The following is a 16,020-nucleotide window of genomic DNA, read 5'->3' as shown; positions in this document are numbered from 1 at the left end:
TTCAGAGAAAAGCGCTGATGCCGGTTTCGGCGCGCCCGATGAGTAGCTTTTGGATCTGGGAGGTGCCCTCGTACAACGTCATGACGCGCGCGTCTCGCATGTACTTTTGGACGGGGTACTCATCGACGTACCCGTAGCCGCCGAAGGCGGAGATGGCGAGGTTGGCTGCCTTGACAGCTGCCTCTGACGCGAAGTACTTCGCCTTGGATGCCTCGGTGCCGAACGGTTGTTTGCGTTCGATCAGGTCGGCGGCCCGCCAGGTGAGCAGTCGCGACGCGTCTGCGTCGACCGAGATCTGGGCGATCATGTCCTGAATCATCTGGAACGACGCGAGCGGTCGGCCGAACTGCTTGCGCTCCTGTGAGTAGGAGACGACTGCGTCGAGGCAGCCCTGCACGATGCCGGTGCAGCCGGCGGCGACTGAGACCCGCCCTTTGTCGAGGGAGTTCATGGCAATTGTGAAACCCTGACCCTCCTCGCCGAGCATCGCCGACGCGGGGACTCGCACGTCGTCGAAGGCGAGCTCCGCGGTGGCCTGACCGCGCAGACCGAGCTTGCCGTGGATCTCGGTCCGACCGAAGCCGGGTGTGTCGGTCGGCACAAGAAAGGCCGAGATGCCTTTGGGGCCGGATCCACCCGTTCGAGCGAATACCAGGCAGACGTCGGCCCAGGTGCCGTTGGTGATGAAAATCTTGGCGCCGTTGATGACGTAGTCGTCGCCTTCACGGGTGGCGCGCGTCTTGAGGTTGCCGGGGTCGGAACCGTTGTCGGGTTCGGTCAGGCCGAAGCACGCCAGAATCGTGCCGTTGGCAATGCCGGGCAGCCACTGCTGCTTCTGCTCCTCGGTGCCGTGCGAGAGCACCACCTTGCCGACCAGTCCCATCGAGACCGACACGATGCCGCGAACCGACGAGTCGGCGCGACCGAGTTCCTCCATGCCGATGCAGTAGGTGATGTAATCGCCACCGAGGCCGCCGTATTCTTCGGGGATGGTGAGGCCGAAGAACCCGATCTCACCCAGCATCGGGATGATCCTCGTGTCGACGGACTCGTCGCGGTCCCATTGGGCGCGGTAGGGCACGACCTCCTTGTCGAGAAAGTCGCGCGCGAGCTGTTGGAAACTTCGCTGCTCGTCGGTCAGGGAGAGGTCCATGTCAGGCTCCTGCGGTGTCGTAGGTGTAGAAACCACGGCCACTCTTTCGACCGAGGTGGCCCGCTTCGACCAACTCGGTGACGGTGCGGCTGGGTAGGTCGCCCGGGTCGCCGGTTTCGGCGTACCTCGCCTTCTTCGTCCGGTAGCCGATGTCGATGCCGGTCAGGTCCATCAGCTCGAAAGGGCCCATGGGATAGCCGAGGGCGGTGCGGCAGGCGAGGTCGATCGACTCGACCGAGGCGTAGCCGCCCTCGTAGAGGCGGATCGCTTCGTCGCGGACCGCGTTGAGGATCCGGTTGGCGACGAACCCGTTGATCTCCTTCTCGAGGACGACCGGCTGCTTGCCCAGGCTCTCGACGAAGGCCACCGACCGCGTCAAGACGTCGACCGATGTCTCCGGTCCGCGGACCACCTCGACACATTTCATGACCAGGGCGGGGTTGAAGAAGTGCAGGTTGACGAAGCGTTGCGGGTGCTCCGCAGCGTCTGCCAGCCTCGAAGGCACGAAGCTCGACGTGTTGGACGCGAGGATTGTGTGCGGCGCAACGAGCTCGCCGAGCGTCGCGAACAGGTGGCGTTTGATCTCGAGGTCCTCGACCACAGCCTCGATGACGAGGTCGACGCGGTCGGCCGCGACGGCGAGATCGGTGTGCAGGTCGAGCCGTGCGAAGGCTCCGCTGACCTCCTCCACCGTCCGCCTGCCCTTGGCGATCTGTGCAGTCATCCGGTCCCTCAGCTGTCGTTCGGCCCGCGTCAGCCCCTCTGCGTCGAGATCGACGAGTCGCACCCGGTGCCCCGCGAAGGCGGCGACGAGGGCGATCTGCGACCCCATCGCACCAGCGCCGACGACGAGCACCGTCCATTCGTTGGTGGATTCGGCCATGTCAGCGCCCCTGGAAGACGGGCGGGCGCTTGCCGAGGAACGCATCGGCGCCTTCGCGCTTGTCCTCGGTGGTGTAGAGCAGGGCTTGAGCCAACCGCTCGACAACGAGTCCGGTCCGCTGGTCGGTGTCCATCCCGCTGCGCACCACGAGCTTGGCGAGCCGGACCGCGAGGGGCCCCTTCGACAGGATCTGGCGGGCAGTCTCACGGGCCGCGTCGAGCAACTTGGCTGCCGGCACCACCGAAGTGACCAGGCCGTGGGCCAACGCCTCGTCCGCCCGAACCATCCGACCAGTCAGGATCATCTCGATGGCGCGGCCGGTGCCGACCAGGCGGGCCAGCCGCTGGGTGCCGCCGGCGCCCGGAAGCACCGACAGGGTCGTCTCGGGGAGGCCGAAGCGGGCCGTGTCCGCGGCGATCCGGATGTCGCACGACATCGCGAGCTCGCAGCCTCCGCCGAGCGCAAAACCGTTGACAGCCGCGATCGTCGGCTTCTCGAACGCCTCGATCTCGTTGTAGACGCACTGCATCTCCGAGGCGAGCGCCGTGTGCGGCGTGTAGTGCTGGAGTTGACTGATGTCAGCGCCGGCGATGAAAGCCTTCTCCCCCGCGCCGGTGAACACCACCACTCCCGCGGTGTCGTCCTCGCGGAGGTCGGCCAGCGCAGCGCGCAGGTCGGCGAGCACCTGACGGCTGACGGCGTTGCGGACCTCGGGCCGGTTGATGGTGACGACGGCGACGCCTTCGGTGACGTCGACCAGAAGGGTCTCGTAGGTGTTCAATCTCGTCCTCACACTGCCTCGAACAATACGGAGATGCCTTGACCGACGCCTACGCACATCGATGCCAAGGCGCGTTGGGCGCCACGGTCGTGGAGCTCGAGCGCCACGGTCAGGGCAAGCCGGGCGCCACTGGCGCCGAGCGGGTGGCCGAGCGCAATCGCGCCGCCGTTGGGGTTCACGTGCTCGGCGTCGTCGGGAAGACCCAGCTCGCGGAGCACCGCCAGTGCCTGCGCCGCGAAGGCCTCGTTCAGCTCGATCACGTCGAGCCCGCGGATGTCGAGCCCGTTGCGGGCCAGCAACTTACGGGTGGCCGGGACCGGGCCGACCCCCATGATCCGCGGCGGCACGCCGGCCGTGGCGGCAGCGGTGATACGGGCCAGCGGCTGCAGGTGGTACTTCGCGACAGCCGCCTCGGAAGCGACCAGCACAGCGGCCGCACCATCGTTGACCCCTGAGGAGTTTCCGGCGGTAATGCTGCCATCGGTGACAATCGACGGCAGCGCAGCTAGCTCCTCGAGCGAGGTGGCACGCGGATGTTCATCCTCGGCCACCGTGGTTGTGGCCTTGCCCGATTCCACTTCAATGGGCAGAATCTCCCGGGCCAATCGACCGTTGGTGATCGCCTTGGCCGTGCGCTCTTGAGACCGGAGAGCGAAGGCGTCCTGATCGGCGCGCGAAATGTTGCGTTCGGTGGCCAGGTGCTGCGCGGTTTGTGGCATTGCGTCGGTGCCATACTTCTCGGCCATCCGCGGGTTGACGAAGCGCCAGCCGATGGTCGTGTCGTGAATCTCGTTGACGCGCGCCCACGGCTTGGCGGCCTTGGGCATTACGAATGGAGCTCGGGTCATGCTCTCCACGCCACCCGCGATCACCAGGTCGACGTCACCGGAACGCACAGCGCGGGCGGCGGTCGCGACGGCGTCGAGCCCGGAGCCGCAGAGGCGGTTGAGCGTGCCCCCGGGCACGTCGACGGGCAGTCCGGCGAGCAAGGTCGCCATCCGGGCGATGTTGCGATTGTCCTCGCCCGCTTGGTTCGCGCAGCCGAGCAGGACATCGTCGACGGCCGACCAGTCGACGCCGGGCAGGCGCTCGACAAGACCACGCAGGGTGTTAGCCGCTAGGTCGTCGGGACGGACAGCGGCCAGCGCACCGGCGTACCGCCCGAATGGGGTTCTGACGCCGGTCACGAGGTAGGCGGTGCTCATGAGGCGACCATCTCGCTGCGCAACGTGTACTTCTGCACCTTTCCGGTCGAGGTGAACTCTGAGTGAGTGAGGGTGGAATCGAACATGACGGCGGCTCCGGGTCGTCGCGTGGGTGGGCGTAGGCGAGGCCGATCAGGCCATCGAGAGGCCGCCGCTCACACTGAGGGTCTGGCCGGTGATGAAGGCGGCCTCGGCGGAAGCGAGGAAGGCGACCGCGTTCGCGATGTCCTCGGGCTGGCCGAGTCGCCGGAAGGGGATCGCTCGTGTGAGCGCCTCACGGAGCTTCTCGCCGCCCATGCTGGCGAACAGCGCGGTGTCGGTCGGACCGGGGCACACGCAATTGATACTGACCTGGCTGCGGGCCATTTCGCGAGCGGTGGCCTTGGTGAAGGCGATGACGCCGCCCTTGGCCGCGGAATAGACCGCCTCGCCGGAGGAGCCGGCGCGTCCGGCGTCGGAGCCGAGGTTGACGACGCGGCCGCTGCCCTGCTCGGCCATGATCGGCAGAACCGCCTTAGAGGTGTTGAGCACACCGTAGAGGTTGATGGCGATGACGCGGTCCCAGGTCTCGGGCTCGGAGTCGAGGAAGGGTTCCGCCTTGTCCCAGCCCGCGTTGTTGACCAGCACGTCGATGCGACCAAACTGTGTCTTCACCGAGTCGACCATCTCGTTGACCGAGCGGCGGTCGGTAACGTCGGTGCGCAGGCCGATGGAGTCACCGCCAAGCGCGCTGGCGGCCTCCTTGGCCGAGACCTCGTCGATATCTGTGACGACGACGGTGGCACCGTCGAACGCCAGTCGCTGGGCGATGGCCTTTCCGATGCCCTGGCCGGCTCCGGTGACGATCGCGATCTTGTTGTCGAGCTTTCCCATGACATGCCTTTCGTGGGAGGGGAGGGTGTGGTCACCGTCCGTGGGTGGCCGAGAAGGCAGCGTGCGATGACGGCCCGAGAGACAGCACTAGTTCCCGTATCTCGCCGGGCTCAATGCCAGTTGACGTGTTGGTTGAAGTCGGGCTTGCGCTTCTCGGCGAATGCCGAAGCGCCCTCGAGACCTTCGGGGGACGCAGTGAAGAGGTCTAGTGCCGTCATTGCCATGTTGCTGTAGCCGGCCTGGTGGTCGGTGTCGGCGTTGAAGGACTGCTTGAGGAAGCGGATCGCGGTCGGGCTTTTCTCTGCCACCTCGGCAGCCCACTTCTTGGCCTCTTCGAGGAGCTGGTCAGCGGGGACCACCTTGTTGACGAGACCCATCGCGAGAGCCTCGTTCGCGTCGTACATCCGACACCAGAACCAGATCTCACGCGCCTTCTTCTCCCCCACCACGCGAGCAAGGTAGGCCGACCCGAAGCCGGCGTCGAAGGAGCCGACCTTCGGACCGGCTTGGCCGAATCGGGCGGTGTCGCTGGCCAGAGATACGTCGCATAGGACGTGGAGCACATGGCCACCCCCGACCGCGACGCCGTTGACCGCGGCGATGACCGGCTTGGGGATGTCACGAATCAGCTTGTGCAGGTACCCAATTTCGAACATGCCCGACTCGCTCGGGCCGTAGTCGCCTGTCTCAGCACGCTGTTTGACGTCACCGCCGGTGCAGAACGCCTTTTCGCCCGTACCCGTAAGGATCACCGACTGCACCCGCCGGTCCGCCCAGGCCTGACGGAAAGCCCGGATGAGCTCGTCCACAGTCCTCGCCCTGAACGCGTTATAGCGCTCGGGCCGGTTAATAGTGATGATCGCCGCAGAATCTTCAACGACGTACAGGACATCCTCGAACTCAGTCATCTTCCACCTTCCTACATGAACACTTCTTCACTGCTCATGAATATTGGTTCAGTTCGGAGTTCCTGTCAAGATGAGGTAACTGTGATGAATTACGATTCACCACTGACTGACCCAGTTCAGGAGAGAGACATGGCGACCAGCAAACTGTTTGATCCAGCTGAAGCAGCACAGCGAGCACGCGCAGAGCAACGGACCGCGCAACTGCTGGACGCCGCCGCGAGACTGATGGAACGGGATGGCACGAACGCCGTGTCTATGCAGGCCGTCGCCGCGGAGGCCGGTGTGAGCGTCGGGTTGATCTACCGATATTTCGGCGGCAAAGACGACTTGTTGCTTGCCGTTATCGTGGGCGTGCTCGACACTTTCGCCAGCCACGTCCCGGCAGCCATCGAGGCTGCTGGTGAGGACCCTGTCTTGCGCCTGGCCGCAGCTTTCCGGTCATTCTGCGAGGTCATCGATGAGCGTCGACACGCGGCAGTCCTGACCTATCGCGAGACGAAGAGCCTCGATGAGATCGGGCGTGCACGCATCAAGGACCTCGAGGTCCAGACGAGCGAGCCGTTGCGGGTGGTGATCCGAGAGGGAGTCGAGGCGGGGCTGTTCTCAGTCACCGACGTCGAACTGACGGCATACGACCTTCTTCTCCTGGCGCACGCGTGGGCCCTCAAACACTGGTACTTCGAGCGCACGCTCTCCCTGGATACCTACGTCCACCGCCAGTTCGCCCTGATCCTAGGGGCAATCCTCGATCCCAGCGAGCGAGAGAACTACGCAGAGCTGCTTCACTGAGTTGGTCGGGCCTTCGCCGCTTCTCGGCGTTGAACGCACGTGATCCGCAGCGGCGTGCGTGCGATGACCAAATGCTGCAAAGCTCCTGGCTACCAACGGACACGACTGGCCGAACCGAATGGAGCAAGCCAATCCACGGCAGCGACCGTTGTCGCGACTGGACCGCCATCGTCCTGCACGTACCTGACCACGACCCCGCTGGTCCTGGGCACGCATGCAGCCTGTCTCCTGAGTGACACGAAACCTGGAAAGTGACACGCGAGTGACATGAAATTTGGGAAAGTGACGCGCCACCGACGCGAAATCTGGAAACCGACACGGAACCGTGGAACCTACAGACGTCCTGTAGGTTTCCGCCGATCTTGTCAGTTGTACGCCGCGCTGACCTGCGACGTTGCAAAGTCTTGTTACAATGATTCTCACTAATTTGTCAGAATCCTCGAAACGGTCCGGGGACTCATGTCGCTGAACTGGGGTAACACCGACAGCTGACGACTTACTGCGTCGACGACGAAATCGCACAGGCACACCTGCACCACGCCGAAGGAATGCATGCGCTGTACTCCGGCACCATACAAACAGCTGCCACATCTTTTGCCGCAGCTCTCACCGTCCTCCACAACCACCCCACACCGTTCCTGCGTATCTCCACACTCCAAGGACTCGGACTCGGACTCGGACTCCTCGGTGACACCGAACAGGCAATCGCCCGCAACGAAGAGGCCCTCGCTCTCAGCACCGACCTCGGAGAATCGGTCTACAGGTCCCGATCCTTCTGGGAACTCGGCCTACAGGTGTGGCAACTCGGCAACCGTGACCGAGCGACCGGGCTCCTCGGTCAGGGACTTCGGATGGCGCGGGTGGTCGACGACCCGCTCAGCGCTGCCTGGTGCTTGGAGGCTCTGGCATGGATCGCTGCAAAGACCGACCGAGCCGAACAAGCCGCACAGCTGATGGGCGCTGCCGAAGGACTCTGGGAGAGCGTCGGCAGCACACCATTCACATTCCCGGCCTCCACATTCATCACGACGAATGTGCACGCCAGGCGCATAACACGCTGAGCAGCAAGCGCTTCGACGACGCCTTTCAAGCCGGCCGACACATGACGCTGGCGGAGGCCGTGGCCTTCGCACTTGACGAAGACACACCGGTACCCACGGGGCTCGCCGACTCGGACAACTGTCACCTGACCAACCGCGAGCAACAAGTCGCCGAGCTGGTAGCGGAAGGCCTGACCAACAGAGCAATCGCCACCAGGCTGGTCATCGCCAACCGCATGGCACAGGGACACGTGGAACACGTCCTCACCAAACTAGGCTTCACCTCACGTACCCAGATCGCAGCGTGGGTGGCGGAACGCAAAGCGTGAGGTCGCCTGTGGCGTGGTGCCGCGGTATCTGCCGCCGGTGGAGTCCGCCGAGTGGGCGCGGGCGATCTTCTCGACCGTTGACTCGGCGCACGGGTACTTCCTCGGCGCCGTCGACCCAGGGACCGGCGGCCATCGACGCGGGCAGCTCGTATACCGCCTCTATCTCGACACCGACCGCCGGGCGATTCCCGTGCCTCGACAGGTGGTCACCTGCCCGCACTACCTGCTATCGGCCATCGACGGCAGAGCCGAGATCACCATTCCCACGACGGCCTGACCCGGCAGGCTGGCCGGGAGCCGGACCACAGTCTGCGGGCGCTACTTCCTCCGGTGTCCGGTCTGCACGCCCTCCGAAGGGTGCGACCTTGAAGTCACGTCGCTGTTGCCTGCTCATGCGGTTTCCTCCATCCGTCTCGATCCGATCCCCTGCCAGGGGCAGCTGGTCGCCGTTGCCCCACAAAATCGAGGACGACGCCCGGGGGCGGAATCGAGACGGTTGATCCACCCGGGGAGGGCTGCGGCACTTGGATACACTTGTGCCACAAGCTCATTGCCACTTCTGAAGCCGACCACGACAGACTTCAGGAATCTCCCGGGTGGGAGCGCGGCGACAAGACTACCAGCGCACGGAACCACAGGGCAGGGGACGTGTCATTTCTGCTGGTCAAAGAACAATCCAGGGGTGGATACGACACCACCAGCACTGGTCGAGCCGGTGCTAGTTCTCACCCGGCCGGCAAGCTCGGTCGCGGCCGGCCGGCCGGCATCACAATCGCCGTCCTACCCGTCCGGTTAAACTTCCCGGCATGGCGCTTGGACCCACGCGACGCACGCGCGCCCACCCCGTCGAGCCCCTCAAACCTCGCTTACGCTGCGCAGGAGTTGCGGGAAGCGCTGATCCCGCTGCACGGCATCACCTCCGACCGCCGCGATGCCGCGGACACCGAGTTACGGGATAGAGCACGCCAAGCCCAGGAACGATTTTTCGCAGCTGTCGCTGGCCTCCCCCGCCGCGAACGCAGACTCGCCCGGCACTGGGAGAACGCCGCGGTCCTGCGCTACCGGCACGGGCTGGAAGTCTTTGCGCGCGCCGAAGACCTCGGCGCCGATATGCTCTCCCAACTCGCCACCCACCGGCGGCCAGCTGTGCCCGCGCTCACCGAACTGGGCGACGCCTGTACCCATGCCCGCGCCCTCGATCAGCACCAACGGCCCGAGATATTCGGGGCAGTACCCCGCAGGGCCACCCGACGGCTTCGCACCGCCCCCGGCGACTCGGCCGACTCAGGCCACGATCGGGCCACCGAGCGGTCCTGCATTGTTGATCAAGCTGAACTGCGGTGGCGGATCCGCCGAGATCTGACAAGCCTTTTCGTCGAGAACGTCCTAGCGGGCAACGGAATCAGCCGGGAAGCCGAACGCCATCTCGTCCCGTGGTTGAAACTGGCGTGCGAGACCCTCGAGAAGTCCGATGAGCATCGACGGTCCCCGGGGATGTCGCCGCGCAATGGCGCGAGCGCCGCCGGCCCTACATGCTCGCCGCCGCAGATCGGGCCGATGTGATCATCGCCCGACCCGATCCCTCGTCGGCGCGCGACCCTGTGGTGGAGGCTCGTCCACGGGGACGAGCCGCCGCCGCCGCTGTAAGGCGGGACGCGGCGGCGTCGACCAGAAACGATGGGGACGTGTCATATCCGTAGTTCATCACAGCTTTTCGCAGAGTACGGCGGTGCACTTGGCCTCGCGGGCTGCACCGTACGATCCGGGCCCGAGCCAAACGGGGTACAGCGCATCACGCCCGCGCTACCGTTCGACGTATGGGGACGACATTTCACGGGCCGAGTCCCTGGCCGCACATCACCCGCGCCATTCGAGTGAGGGGGCCGCGGCATGCCGCGATCGCGTACCTGGGCGAGGACGCGCCGACGCTGCTGCCGCTGCGTGCCGGTGACCTCCTCGTCGTGAACGCTTCCCGGGCGGCGGTGCGCGCGCATGTGACCTCGCCGATTGCGCTTGCGTACTACGTCGAGGCCGGGGTCCGGGTCCTGTCGTCACCGAACCTGCACGCCAACGTCATCGCCACCAGTCGGCGGGCGGTCATCGGCTCCGCGAGTGCCTCCCACAGCTCGACAATCGCCGATGATGCCGTAGTCATCACCGACGATCCGGAGGTCATCGCCGCCGCCCGCACGTTCATCGACGGTATTGAGGAGATCACCGAGGTCGATCAGGTGTTTCTCGACAACGCCAGCACCGAATGGCAGATCGGTCGGTCGGTGCCGATCCCCGGGATCGGTGGCCGGGTGCGCGCCGAACTGGATTTGCTTCCCGCGCGGGTGACCCGAATGTTCCTGCGGCACATCGTCGATTACGAACCCAGCGTCACCGAGCACAGACCTGGGCCACCCAGGCGCGCCGGCATCACACCACCACCGCGGGGCCGGCAGCGACATATCAGCTCGAATGGTTCCGCCTCGACGACCGACGTGCCCGCCTCGAGCGTGGCGATGTCCTCGTCTTCGTCAGCGACGACAACGAATGGATTTACCCTCCGGCGGTCGTGGACTCAGACGCCATCGCAATCCCGCATACCCACAAAGCGTTCGGCCATCTCCTGCTCGTCCGAGCGGATCTGCAGCCGGTCTCGGTTGCGGACGCCGAACAGCAGCTCGCTAATCTCGGGCACCCCAATCCCCGGCTGACCACAGATCACCGGATCATCTCTGCCAGCCTGCGTGCCGCGCTACTCCGACTCTGGAACCTCTGACCTGGATCCGCTGCCCCAGCGACGGATCGGACCATTGAGGACCGGACTTCCAGCTGCGCTGATCTGCTTGCTATGCCGGCCCGGGCTGAACGCGTTGGGAAGGGTTTCCGGTCACGCTGGTGTGGGCCGGCTGAGCGACACGCCCGAGCGCGTGCGGGGGTCCTTGGAGAAACCGTCACCTAGCGGATTCACTGTCTTCGCGCCAAGCACCGCGCAACTGTCCGACTGAGAAGCTCGTAACAAGAGTGAACAGGAGTGGATGAAATGCCTGAGCAGTCGTGGATCACTGCCCAAGATCTGTACGACCAGGGATATACGGTCGATGGATCACGTCAGCTCTTCGGGGAGCCAAAGACAAGCCCCGACGGAACCCTCGGTTGGGAAGATGACTGGATCGACCGCGCAGAAGGAAGGGCCCTCACCCCTGTACTGCCCTTCCTTATCGAACGTCTGCGCGGACATTCCGAGGTGGGAGACGCTGCTGGCGAGCTGGTCAGGCTCTACGAGGAGCTCAATCGTCGAGCAGGAAATGATGGTGCACCCGATCCGCTCCATCACCATGAAATCTCCGAAGATGAGCTGGTAGAGCTGGGACATGACCGCGACGCCCTCAAGGCGATCTACGGGTCGCCGCACCGTTGGACACAAGAGCCTGTGGTCGAGGGCAATCCGGTTCCGTTCATTTCGCAGGAACGAAGCCGGTTCGGAGATGGCGCGCGATTGGTCGGAAGGCGGAATCTCCGGTGGTGGCTCAAGAGTGCAGTCGGCGAAGTGGCGAACAAGCAGAGCGAGAACGCCTGACCAGAGAGCTTCCCTGTGCCAATAGCCGGGCCCGGATTGCGGTCGATGGGGACATGTCATCTCCCCAGGTGAATGAGCCAATCCGGCTTACCAGTCCGATGGCTGGACGTGATCTCGCGGGCGCGGTGGGACCAGTCCGGGTCGCTGACCAGAGCGGTGATGGCAGTGGCCATCTGCTCGGTGTTGCCGTCGATGCCGAGCCGGCGAAGCATGCGGGCGATACGCGCGGGGTGCGTCGGCCACCGACCACCGGTGGTTTCGACCAGGGCAGCGAGGACGGTAGCCGCCTCGGTGTCGTTGAGTTCCACCGGCTCACCGGTCATGCCACGTAACCCCCGGCTGCCGGTGGTCAGCCAGTGCTCGCCCGCCGCTCGGCGCACGGCGCACGGTACCAGGGATTACGCAGCGATCGCATCAACGCTCCTTCGCGTTCAGTGGGCGTCCTGGAACGCCTGCTCGACCTCGGCGGGAATGCGCCCGCGCGAGGAGATTTCGTAGCCCTGTTCGGCCGCCCAGGCGCGGATCTCCTTGCCGTTCCCGCGTCGCCGCACCGGGGCGTCCGAGACCGCGAAACGATCCGAACGTCGTTTGCGGCCACCGACCCGGGTGGCGTGCTCGATGAAGAATCCGATCTGATTGTGAAACTTGCTGGCGTGCTTGTCTTTCAGATCAATTTCGTAGTCCACCCCGTTGACGGAAAAGGTGATGTTCTCCCCGTCCTCGCCGAAGACGGTTCCGTCGATGTCGTCGACGAGTTCGACAACTACCTTGCGCGCCACAGTTCCCCGATCTCTCACGTCTCGATACAGCAGGCAGAACCCTACTGGCGGCGGCGGCCGATCAGGGGCACCGACCCCGGAGACGTGTCATCTCCGCAGGTCAACTGCCGGTTGTACGGCGCAGGAGCAGCCGGGGGCTGGTCCTATCGGGTGTGCACCCGGGTGTCCCTCAGGGGGCCGAGCGCGAAGTAGATGGGCGGCGGACACAGTGCGATGGAGGGCAGGAAGGTGGGGACCTCCGGCCCCCACACGGTGATGGTGTTGATGGGGTAAATCAAATTGGTAAACGGGACGCACACCAGTTCCAATTGGTGGGTGTTCACCGATCCGGGTGCACAGGTCGACATGGCACCGACCGCGAAGAACTGTATGTCGCACCCACTCGGAGGTGGCGGTGGTGCCGCGTGTGCGGGCGCCGCGGTCAGGGACAGGGCGGCGGCTGCCGTGGATGCGACGACAGCGAGGCGCAGAAACCGAGACATGGCATCCTCCGGTGGCCCGACCCACCGTCCATTCTCGCAGGTCAGGTGCCGCTGCCGCGGTCGCTCCGACGAATCTGCTCGCGGCGGGCGTGTTTGGCGAGCAGGTGTTTCCGGTTGTTCGGGGCGCGGAACATCTCGTCGAGCATCCGGTTCTCGATGTTGTGATGGAAGCGGAGGATGCGTGTGGCCGCCAGATGCACCAGTTCCTGGCGGTTCGAGCCGAGGCGTTCGGCGTGGGCGTCGAGGTGCGCGAGGAGTTCGTCGTCGAGGGCGACGTCGACCCGGGCTGTGCGCGGCGGGGCGGCGACGGGGCGTGCCTGTGCCAGGGCCTCATCGGTCGCCGGGTTCTCGATGAGTCTGCGAATCCCGACGCGGAGCAGCGCGGACATGCGGCGGGGACCGTAGTCGTCCGCCAGCTCTTCCAGGCGGCGTCTGGTGTCCTCGTCGAACCGGAAGACGTGCCGTTTCCCGAACGGGTTGCCTTGCGGGCTGGGCGCCTTGCGGACGGCGGGCGGGTGGGTGGCCTGGTCAGCGGTCTGCCGGCGGGTGTTCCGGGCGAGGAGCAGGTCCCGGTTGGCGTCCCCGCGGTAGATCTCCTCGGTCACCGCCTTCTCGAGGTCCCGGGGGTTCGCCAGGAGTTGGCGCGCGGCCAGGCGCATGAGTTCGGCGCGGTTCGAGTCGAGCTGTTCTGCGAGGATGTCGAGCTGGTCGCGCAGGTCGTCGTCGAAGTGCACGTTGGTGCGCGGGCCGAGGGTTTCCGGGGTCAGGTCGCGGGTGGCGCCGATCGTGGCCAGGTCGGCGGCGAGGTCTCCCGGGTCGTCGAGGAGTCGGCGGACCGCGACCCGGATCGCTGCGGCGGTGAGGGCGTCGCCGTTGCGGCTGATCAGCTTCTCGAGCCGGGCCAGGGTGGAGCGGTTGAGGTACACGCGGGTGCGGTAGGTCAGATCGGTGCGGGCGTCTTCGCGGAGCACCGGGTGGCGGAATCGTCCTGCCCCGGTCAGGAAGCGGTGCAGTGCGACGCGGACGATCGCGCTGCGGTCGGTGTGGAACTCGTGGGCGAGTTGGTTGAGGCGAGTGCTGGTTTCGGGGTCGAGGTCGAGCGGTCTCTCCGCCCAGGTGATGCGGCGGGCGTCAACGGAGGCGCGCCTCGCCTGGGCCAGGGCTTCGGGCACCCGGTCGGGGTCGGCGAGAAGTCGCCTGGCGGCCACCCGCACCAGCCCCCCCGAAGCGGCGCGGGCCGATGCCGGCCGCGTACTCCTCGAGCCGTTGCTTGGTCTTGGGATCGAACCGGAGCGGGATCGGATCACCCACCGGTACGCGGCCCATGTTTGTCTCGCTCATCACCGGCCATTGTTCCGGTAGGGCCGGGGACCGCGATTCGCACCCCATGGCACCCGCCGCCGCCACACTCGGGCAGTGCGTCCCGGCGAGCCGGTCGCTGCGAAATACCTTGCGCACCAGCATCCGGGGGCGGGTGCTAGCGGTCGCGGGGGTATGACTGACACTCAGGAGAGGTTGAGCGGTGTGTACGGGGCCGGAGGCGGCGGAGTGTACTGGCTGACCGGGACGCCGCCGATGGTGCCGAACTGGTCGAGGCCCATGCGGAACACGACGCCGTGCTCGGGGTCCCATTCATATGTGCCGAAGCCGTTCTCGGTGTGCTGCGGCACCACGGTGTCTGCGGGCTCGGCCTGGTTGTCGATGCTGCTCTGCGCGCCCCCGTCATGCCCCACACTTTACAACGTCACATTGTTAGGTTGCAAGTCGCCGGGGCTCCCGTCGGATCGGGGAAACGCGATCCGGCCGCGAAGTCAGGCCACGGGCGTCAGTAAGTCCGGTCCGTTGTTGCGCGGGGAGTTCACCGCGGTGCTGACCTCGTAGCTCTGCAGGACCGGATCGGGCACCGACGCGAGTAGCGCCTGGACGTCGTCCTTGTCGGTAAGAGTCGGGTCGAGCCAATGCTCCTGGAACGTCGCCGGCAACACCACCGGGCAGCGGTCATGGATGCGTCCAAGCGCATCGGTGGCCGGCCGGGTCAAGATGGTCGCCGTCCACAACCAGGCGTTCGGGCTCGTCCTCGGGCAGCTCACGGTCGCGCCACAGCTCGTACAGGCCGGCCATCGCGAGCACCCCGTCGCCGTGCAAATAATGTGGGATTTTCTTGCCGTCGCGTTTCTCCCACTCGAAGTACCCATCGGCGGGCAATAAGCACCGCCGTTTCGAGGCCGCGGCCCGAAACGAGGGGCGTTCGGTCACCGACTCCGAGCGTGCGTTGATCAGGCGGCCGAGCTTGGCTTCTTTCGACCACGAGGGCACCAATCCCCAGGTCAGCGTCCTGAGCTGCGTGACCGGTGCCGCGTCCGGCTCGTCCCGGGGTGCCCGTTCGAGGACCGCCCGGATCTGCTGGGTCGGGGCGATGTTGTAGGACGGGCGCAGCTCGTCACCGACGACCTCGTCGACGTGGAAGATCGAGCGCAGTTCCTTGTCCGTGGTGGTACTGGCGTAGCGGCCGCACACGTTCACCCTCCCTGGTCGCATCTTCTGTCCCGATCTAACACGCCAACCGACGCGAGCGCGGCGATGGAGGCCATAGCCTCATGGGTGGGTCGGGGCCAACCTGTCGAAGGAACGTGCCATGGTCTGCGGTCCGGGGTGCTTCTCCCCCGTCCATATGCCCTGGTTGTGCGGTTCTGGGGTGTCCTGTTTCCGGTGCGACGGGGTACCTCTACATTCCTGCCGACGCACCGATGATCGCACTCAAGGACCTTCGCCTTGATCCGACGGGAGGCTAGTCATGAAGATCTCGGAGTGGATGTTGATGTATGGAGGCGAATTCGGATGGTGGTATTGGGGCATCCCAGCATTGTTCGGATCATGACCCATCTCCCGCCAACCCCGGGAGGTGGCCGCCGTTCTGACCCGGCGCCCGCACGGGCCGGAATATCACCCGGCACCCGGTCGTTGAAGAGGGGTGACGGTGGCGGGACATACCCCGGGTACCACACCAGAAAAGTCGCTGCGAGCGACCACTTGCCGAGAGGCGATATGACCGGCACCGTCTTCCTGACCAGGTAAGACCTACATTGCGTAGCGTTCCTGGGAAGGAAACGAAGCCGCTGTCACCGGGGAAGGCGACAGCGGCTTCCCTTCGCTCGCACCACGCGCTATCCGAAGCCCATCCATTCCCGAAAGCCCGGAATGGGGACGTACCACACCGAGTCCCCGAGCAA

General features: G+C 65.6%; 16 protein-coding genes and 3 pseudogenes. 7 read left to right on the top strand and 12 right to left on the bottom strand.

The features are described from left to right. Nucleotide 1: 1 nt before the first annotated feature. From ACFVJ3_RS15600 to ACFVJ3_RS15575, 6 genes are all read right to left on the bottom strand, one after another. Nucleotides 2–1,153, bottom strand: coding sequence for an acyl-CoA dehydrogenase family protein (locus ACFVJ3_RS15600; protein WP_378452867.1), 1,152 nt, complete (start codon nucleotides 1,151–1,153; stop codon nucleotides 2–4). Between the two features lies 1 nt (nucleotide 1,154). Further along, complete coding sequence (locus tag ACFVJ3_RS15595; RefSeq protein WP_378452866.1) at nucleotides 1,155–2,036, bottom strand: 3-hydroxyacyl-CoA dehydrogenase family protein; 882 nt, start codon at nucleotides 2,034–2,036, stop codon at nucleotides 1,155–1,157. Between the two features lies 1 nt (nucleotide 2,037). Continuing rightward, a complete protein-coding gene (locus tag ACFVJ3_RS15590; protein WP_378452865.1) occupies nucleotides 2,038–2,817 on the bottom strand; it encodes an enoyl-CoA hydratase/isomerase family protein in 780 nt (259 codons plus the stop codon). Nucleotides 2,818–2,825: 8 nt separating this feature from the next. Further along, entirely contained in the window at nucleotides 2,826–4,022 is a 1,197-nt protein-coding gene (pcaF, locus tag ACFVJ3_RS15585; protein ID WP_378452864.1) for a 3-oxoadipyl-CoA thiolase, read from the bottom strand. 132 nt (nucleotides 4,023–4,154) lie between these two features. After that, nucleotides 4,155–4,895: an SDR family NAD(P)-dependent oxidoreductase gene (locus ACFVJ3_RS15580; protein WP_378452863.1), complete on the bottom strand. Its 741-nt coding sequence runs from the start codon at nucleotides 4,893–4,895 to the stop codon at nucleotides 4,155–4,157. Nucleotides 4,896–5,005: 110 nt separating this feature from the next. Further along, nucleotides 5,006–5,803, bottom strand: coding sequence for an enoyl-CoA hydratase-related protein (locus ACFVJ3_RS15575; RefSeq protein WP_378452862.1), 798 nt, complete (start codon nucleotides 5,801–5,803; stop codon nucleotides 5,006–5,008). Between the two features lie 129 nt (nucleotides 5,804–5,932). On the opposite strand from ACFVJ3_RS15575, the gene ACFVJ3_RS15570 reads away from it, so the two are divergent. The 7 genes and pseudogenes from ACFVJ3_RS15570 (at nucleotide 5,933) to ACFVJ3_RS15540 (ending at nucleotide 11,529) form a co-directional block, all read left to right on the top strand. Beyond that, nucleotides 5,933–6,592 (top strand): TetR/AcrR family transcriptional regulator, encoded by a 660-nt coding sequence (locus tag ACFVJ3_RS15570; RefSeq protein ID WP_378452861.1) that lies wholly within the window; start codon nucleotides 5,933–5,935, stop codon nucleotides 6,590–6,592. A gap of 548 nt (nucleotides 6,593–7,140) precedes the next feature. After that, a complete protein-coding gene (locus ACFVJ3_RS15565; protein WP_378452860.1) occupies nucleotides 7,141–7,653 on the top strand; it encodes a hypothetical protein in 513 nt (170 codons plus the stop codon). Between the two features lie 41 nt (nucleotides 7,654–7,694). Then, nucleotides 7,695–7,961, top strand: a complete 267-nt coding sequence (locus ACFVJ3_RS15560; protein WP_378452859.1) for a response regulator transcription factor — start codon at nucleotides 7,695–7,697, stop codon at nucleotides 7,959–7,961. A 19-nt stretch (nucleotides 7,962–7,980) separates the two neighbouring features. Beyond that, nucleotides 7,981–8,238: pseudogene (locus ACFVJ3_RS15555) on the top strand (N-formylglutamate amidohydrolase); the annotation flags it as partial. A gap of 536 nt (nucleotides 8,239–8,774) precedes the next feature. Further along, nucleotides 8,775–9,524 carry a hypothetical protein gene (locus tag ACFVJ3_RS15550; protein ID WP_378452858.1) on the top strand — a complete coding sequence of 250 codons (750 nt, stop codon included), beginning with the start codon at nucleotides 8,775–8,777 and terminating at the stop codon, nucleotides 9,522–9,524. Between the two features lie 254 nt (nucleotides 9,525–9,778). Continuing rightward, a pseudogene (locus tag ACFVJ3_RS15545) lies at nucleotides 9,779–10,728 on the top strand (phosphatidylserine/phosphatidylglycerophosphate/cardiolipin synthase family protein). 264 nt (nucleotides 10,729–10,992) lie between these two features. Continuing rightward, nucleotides 10,993–11,529 (top strand): hypothetical protein, encoded by a 537-nt coding sequence (locus ACFVJ3_RS15540; protein WP_378452857.1) that lies wholly within the window; start codon nucleotides 10,993–10,995, stop codon nucleotides 11,527–11,529. A 56-nt stretch (nucleotides 11,530–11,585) separates the two neighbouring features. Here the strand turns inward: ACFVJ3_RS15540 and ACFVJ3_RS15535 are convergent, their stop codons facing one another. The 6 genes and pseudogenes from ACFVJ3_RS15535 to ACFVJ3_RS15510 all read right to left on the bottom strand — a co-directional run bounded on the left by ACFVJ3_RS15535 (nucleotide 11,586) and on the right by ACFVJ3_RS15510 (nucleotide 15,307). Next, nucleotides 11,586–11,909 (bottom strand): hypothetical protein, encoded by a 324-nt coding sequence (locus tag ACFVJ3_RS15535; RefSeq protein ID WP_378452856.1) that lies wholly within the window; start codon nucleotides 11,907–11,909, stop codon nucleotides 11,586–11,588. A gap of 51 nt (nucleotides 11,910–11,960) precedes the next feature. Beyond that, nucleotides 11,961–12,308 carry an Lsr2 family protein gene (locus tag ACFVJ3_RS15530; RefSeq protein ID WP_378452855.1) on the bottom strand — a complete coding sequence of 116 codons (348 nt, stop codon included), beginning with the start codon at nucleotides 12,306–12,308 and terminating at the stop codon, nucleotides 11,961–11,963. A 143-nt stretch (nucleotides 12,309–12,451) separates the two neighbouring features. Further along, on the bottom strand, nucleotides 12,452–12,790 hold the full coding sequence (locus ACFVJ3_RS15525) for a hypothetical protein (protein ID WP_378452854.1): 339 nt from the start codon (nucleotides 12,788–12,790) through the stop codon (nucleotides 12,452–12,454). Between the two features lie 41 nt (nucleotides 12,791–12,831). Continuing rightward, nucleotides 12,832–13,998, bottom strand: coding sequence for a ribbon-helix-helix protein, CopG family (locus ACFVJ3_RS15520; RefSeq protein ID WP_378452853.1), 1,167 nt, complete (start codon nucleotides 13,996–13,998; stop codon nucleotides 12,832–12,834). Between the two features lie 297 nt (nucleotides 13,999–14,295). Then, the gene (locus ACFVJ3_RS15515; protein ID WP_378452852.1) at nucleotides 14,296–14,523 is read right to left on the bottom strand and encodes a hypothetical protein; all 228 of its coding nucleotides are present in this window, start codon (nucleotides 14,521–14,523) and stop codon (nucleotides 14,296–14,298) included. Between the two features lie 78 nt (nucleotides 14,524–14,601). Next, nucleotides 14,602–15,307 (bottom strand): annotated as a pseudogene (locus ACFVJ3_RS15510) (SOS response-associated peptidase). Nucleotides 15,308–16,020 lie beyond the last annotated feature (713 nt).

The sequence above is a fragment of the Rhodococcus sp. NPDC127593 genome (assembly GCF_042671975.1).
Classification (GTDB): Bacteria; Actinomycetota; Actinomycetes; order Mycobacteriales; family Mycobacteriaceae; genus Rhodococcus_F.
Note: the sequence above shows the minus strand (reverse complement) of the source record. Positions and strands in the feature narration are given on the sequence as shown.